A 3,613-nucleotide genomic window follows, 5' to 3' on the forward strand; every position below is an offset into this window, starting at 1 on the left:
GGGTGGGGACACGGGTGCGGGATCGCCACCGAGCCCGCCGGCGGCAGGGGGCCGCGGCCCGCCCCCATCGAGCGGCAGGGTCATCCCCGCCGCCGCGATCTCGGGTCGATGAGCGTCGCCACGATGTCGCCGGCCAGCAGCGCCAGCAGCGCGATCGCGCACAGCGCCAGGGACAGACCCTGCACCATGGGGACGTCGCGGTTGCCCACGGCCTGCGCCAGCTCGAACCCGATGCCCGGATAGCTGAAGATCGTCTCGATGACCACGGCACCTCCGATCAGCCCGCTGAACAGCACCGCGACGACCTGGACGGTTGGCGCGAGCGAGGGTGGGAGCACGTGCCGCACGGCGAGTCGGACGCCGGCGACGCCGCGCAGGCGGGCTGCCTGCACATAGGGCGTCGATCCCACGTCCAATGCGGCGGCGCGCAACAGGCGGGACGCGGTCGCGGTCGCCACGACAGCCAACGTGGTGGCCGGGAGGACCATCACCTCCGGGGTCTCCCACGGACGGGCCCCGATCCCGACGATGGAGACCTCCGGCAGGACGTCGAGTACGACCCCGAAGGCCCAGATGAACAGTGCCGCGGTCACGAACTCGGGCAGGCTGACCGCGAGGAGCGTCGCCGCGGACACCGTCCGGTCGCTGCGACCACCGGAGCGTGCCGCGGCGAGCAGACCGAGCGCGATCGCGACCGGCACGGCGACGCCGAGAGCCAGACCGGTGAGCACGAGGCTGTTCGGCAGGGCGTCTCCCAGGACTGCGGAGACGTCGCGTCCGCCCACGTATCCGGTGCCCAGATCACCGCGGATGGCAGCCCCGGCCCAGTCCAGATATCGGACGGGCGCGGGGCGGTCCAGGCCGAGGCCGGTCTGCAGCGCCTCGCGGTCGCCCTGGGTGGCCTCCGTTCCCGCGAGGATGCCGGCGGCGTCGCCCGGCAGCACATCGGTCGCGATGAAGATCAGGACCGACAGGGCCGCGAGGACCACGATCGCGGCCACGAACCGCCGGGCGATGAGAACCGGCATCGGGGTCACGTCGAGGTCACTTCGACGCGGCCTCGGCGTCCGGCGGGATCATCCCAGATAGGCCTGGGAGAAGTTCGTGAACGGATCATCGACGATGCCCTGGACGCTTGGTGCCTGCCCGTTGATCGAGGGGATGAACACCGGGATGATCTGGTTGCCTTCCTCCCACTGGATCCGCTGGGCCTCGACGGCGGCGGCGCGGCGCTCGTCGGCCGACGTGGCGCTGCGTGCCTTGACCACGAGCTCGTCGACGTCCGGGCGGTTGAAGCCGAACGCGGAGGGTGCGCCGCCCGCGCGGGTCGAGGCGTAGCTCGACAGCGGCGGAACCGGTGGGCTGTAGCTGGCCGCGAACGGCAGCTGGACGTAGGCCGCGAAGTCGGAGAACAGCTGCCCGGTCGGACGCTGGTCAAGCTTCGCCGAGACACCCACCTCCTTGAGCTGCTCGACGAACAACGTCGCCGTCTCGGCCATGCCGGAGATCTCCGGAGCCGTGGTCAGCGACACCTCCAGCCCCTCGGCTCCGGCGTCGCGCAGCAGCGCGCGAGCGCGGTTCGGGTCGTAGGGGCGCTGCTCGAGCTCGTCCGCGTAGTCGGTGAAACCGAGCCCGGGCAGGTCGTTGCCGAGGTGGCCACGACCGAACAGCACCGTGTCGAGGATGGCCTGCCGGTCGACGGCGAACTTGAACGCCTGCCGGACCCGCACGTCGGCGAACGGCTCGAAGGAGAGGTTCATCGCGAACGACAGCAGGGTGGCATAGGGCAGCTCGGAGGTCACCACCCGCAAGCGCCCGTTGCTCTCCAGCGTGCGCGCCGCGACGGGACCAAGGTCGCCGGCGAAGTCGATCTGCCCGCCGGTCAACGCGTTCGCGCGCGCGGTGCTGTCCGCGATGGTGCGTAGCTCCAGGCCGTCGAGGTAGGGCCCGCCGCCGGCCGCGACTCCGACGTAGTCGTCGTTACGGACGAAGGTGCTGCCCTGCCCGGCCTCGAAAGCCGTCAACCGGAAGGGGCCACAGGTCGGCATGCCGGCGGTGAACGCGGTCGTCCCGTCCTTGAACACCAAAGTGCTCTGGCAGAGAATCAACCGACCGTCCGCGATCGGAGCGCGTGTCGGCAGCTCCAGGGTACGGTCGTCGGTCACGCGGGCTGCCGCCAGGTCGAAGTTCTGGGCCGGCGGCTTGAGGAACGGCAGCGCGCCGAGCGTCGTCGGGGCGTTGAGGGAATACAGCACGTCGTGCGCGGTCAGCGGAGAGCCGTCGGTGAACGTCGCGCCCGAGCGGACCCGCAGGGTGTAGACGGACAGGTCATCGGCGGCGTCGATGCCCTCCAGCACCTCGTACCGGACACCGTCCTCCGCGGCAGGATCCAGGATGCCCAGAGCCCCGTGCGCGCACCGCGCGCGTACGTAGTCCAAGGGCGTCGGCCCCTTCAGGAAGTTCAGGGTCTCGGCGGCGCCGCCGCCGACGAACGCCGCGCGCAGCGTGCCGCCCCGCCGGGGCGTAGGAGTCGTCGCCGGAGCCGGCGACGACTGCTCGTCCTCGCTCGAACAGCCCACCAGCGCGACACCACCGAGCAGCGCGAAGGCGGCACCGGATCGCAGCAGCGACCGCCGGTCAAGTGCATGTCTCACTGACATTCTCCGTCCCCCGGCACCGACGCACCGATGCCTCTCAGAGCCCGACGTGGCACGGTCCCGGTGTGCCGCGACAGGCGATGCTGCATGAACGTGACGGCTGGGAGGGGCAACCCCTCTGGTCACCCCACACGCGACGTGCGGGTGGGCAGGCCCGTGCGCGTCGATCTCGCGACCTCAGCGCGGATCGAACGTCACCGCCTGCGACGGACACAGCGCGACGGCGCGGCGCACCGCGTCCCACCGATCCGGGGGCGGCATCCCCGCCAGCAGAACCACCGTGCCCGCGGACTCGTCCTGCTCGAACACATCCGGGGCCGCCCGTACGCACTGGCCGGCACCGATGCATCGCTCGACCCGCAGCGTGACGTTCACCGACTGGTTCACGCCCGCCACCGATGCCGCATCCTCGGCTCCCACACCCGAATCATATCGAAAACGAATCCCAATTCCAATAGAGGGTCCATGGGTAGCACCGGGGCGGATCGCCGGGAAGCTCTAGTTGCACGACGCCACCGTCGTGTGACGCGCGGCCACCGACGTAGACAGCAGATACGGGCGCAGTACCGACGGCACCGCAGCGCGACCGACCGACCCTGCGAGCCACGAGGCGAAGGCTGCCAACATCCCGGGGCGGTCATCGACCCGGCTGGTGAAAGTGTCCGACGGCCAGCCCGCAGTCACCGACGGCCCTACCTGGAGATCACGGACTACCTGGCGAGCTGGTACCTGCTCGACGTCGCCGCGCGGGATCAGATGTCACTCACAGCAGCCGCATGAGGGTCCTCCGGTGGAGGACCATATTTCCGTACGAACCAGGAGACAGGCCGTCTACCTGCTCGTTTGAGTGACCTCCGAGCGGCCCGACTAATAGGTCAAACCTATTAGACCAGGTCGGAGGGTAGCTACGGAGCGTGGTGGACCTAAGTGGTCGGCGCTGGAAGTTCTTCGGGGGT

At 70.2% G+C, this 3,613-nt stretch carries 3 protein-coding genes; all 3 read right to left on the minus strand.

Annotated features, from left to right (window positions below; translation table 11 throughout):
• Positions 1–80: 80 nt before the first annotated feature.
• The 3 genes from CV1CTNOD_RS21945 to CV1CTNOD_RS21955 all read right to left on the minus strand — a co-directional run bounded on the left by CV1CTNOD_RS21945 (position 81) and on the right by CV1CTNOD_RS21955 (position 3,077).
• Positions 81–1,028, minus strand: coding sequence for an ABC transporter permease (locus CV1CTNOD_RS21945; RefSeq protein WP_131787856.1), 948 nt, complete (start codon positions 1,026–1,028; stop codon positions 81–83).
• Between the two features lie 48 nt (positions 1,029–1,076).
• Positions 1,077–2,660 carry an ABC transporter substrate-binding protein gene (locus CV1CTNOD_RS21950; RefSeq protein ID WP_131787857.1) on the minus strand — a complete coding sequence of 528 codons (1,584 nt, stop codon included), beginning with the start codon at positions 2,658–2,660 and terminating at the stop codon, positions 1,077–1,079.
• Between the two features lie 174 nt (positions 2,661–2,834).
• Positions 2,835–3,077 carry a ferredoxin gene (locus CV1CTNOD_RS21955; protein ID WP_242606919.1) on the minus strand — a complete coding sequence of 81 codons (243 nt, stop codon included), beginning with the start codon at positions 3,075–3,077 and terminating at the stop codon, positions 2,835–2,837.
• Positions 3,078–3,613 lie beyond the last annotated feature (536 nt).

This window comes from Protofrankia symbiont of Coriaria ruscifolia (assembly GCF_900634745.1).
Lineage (GTDB): Bacteria > Actinomycetota > Actinomycetes > Frankiales > Frankiaceae > Protofrankia > Protofrankia californiensis.

Coding starts and splice junctions, on each gene's coding strand:
- CV1CTNOD_RS21945 (WP_131787856.1), bottom strand. CDS start 1,028: ATGCCGGTTCTCATCGCCCGGCGGTTCGTGGCCGCGATCGTGGTCCTC.
- CV1CTNOD_RS21950 (WP_131787857.1), bottom strand. CDS start 2,660: ATGTCAGTGAGACATGCACTTGACCGGCGGTCGCTGCTGCGATCCGGT.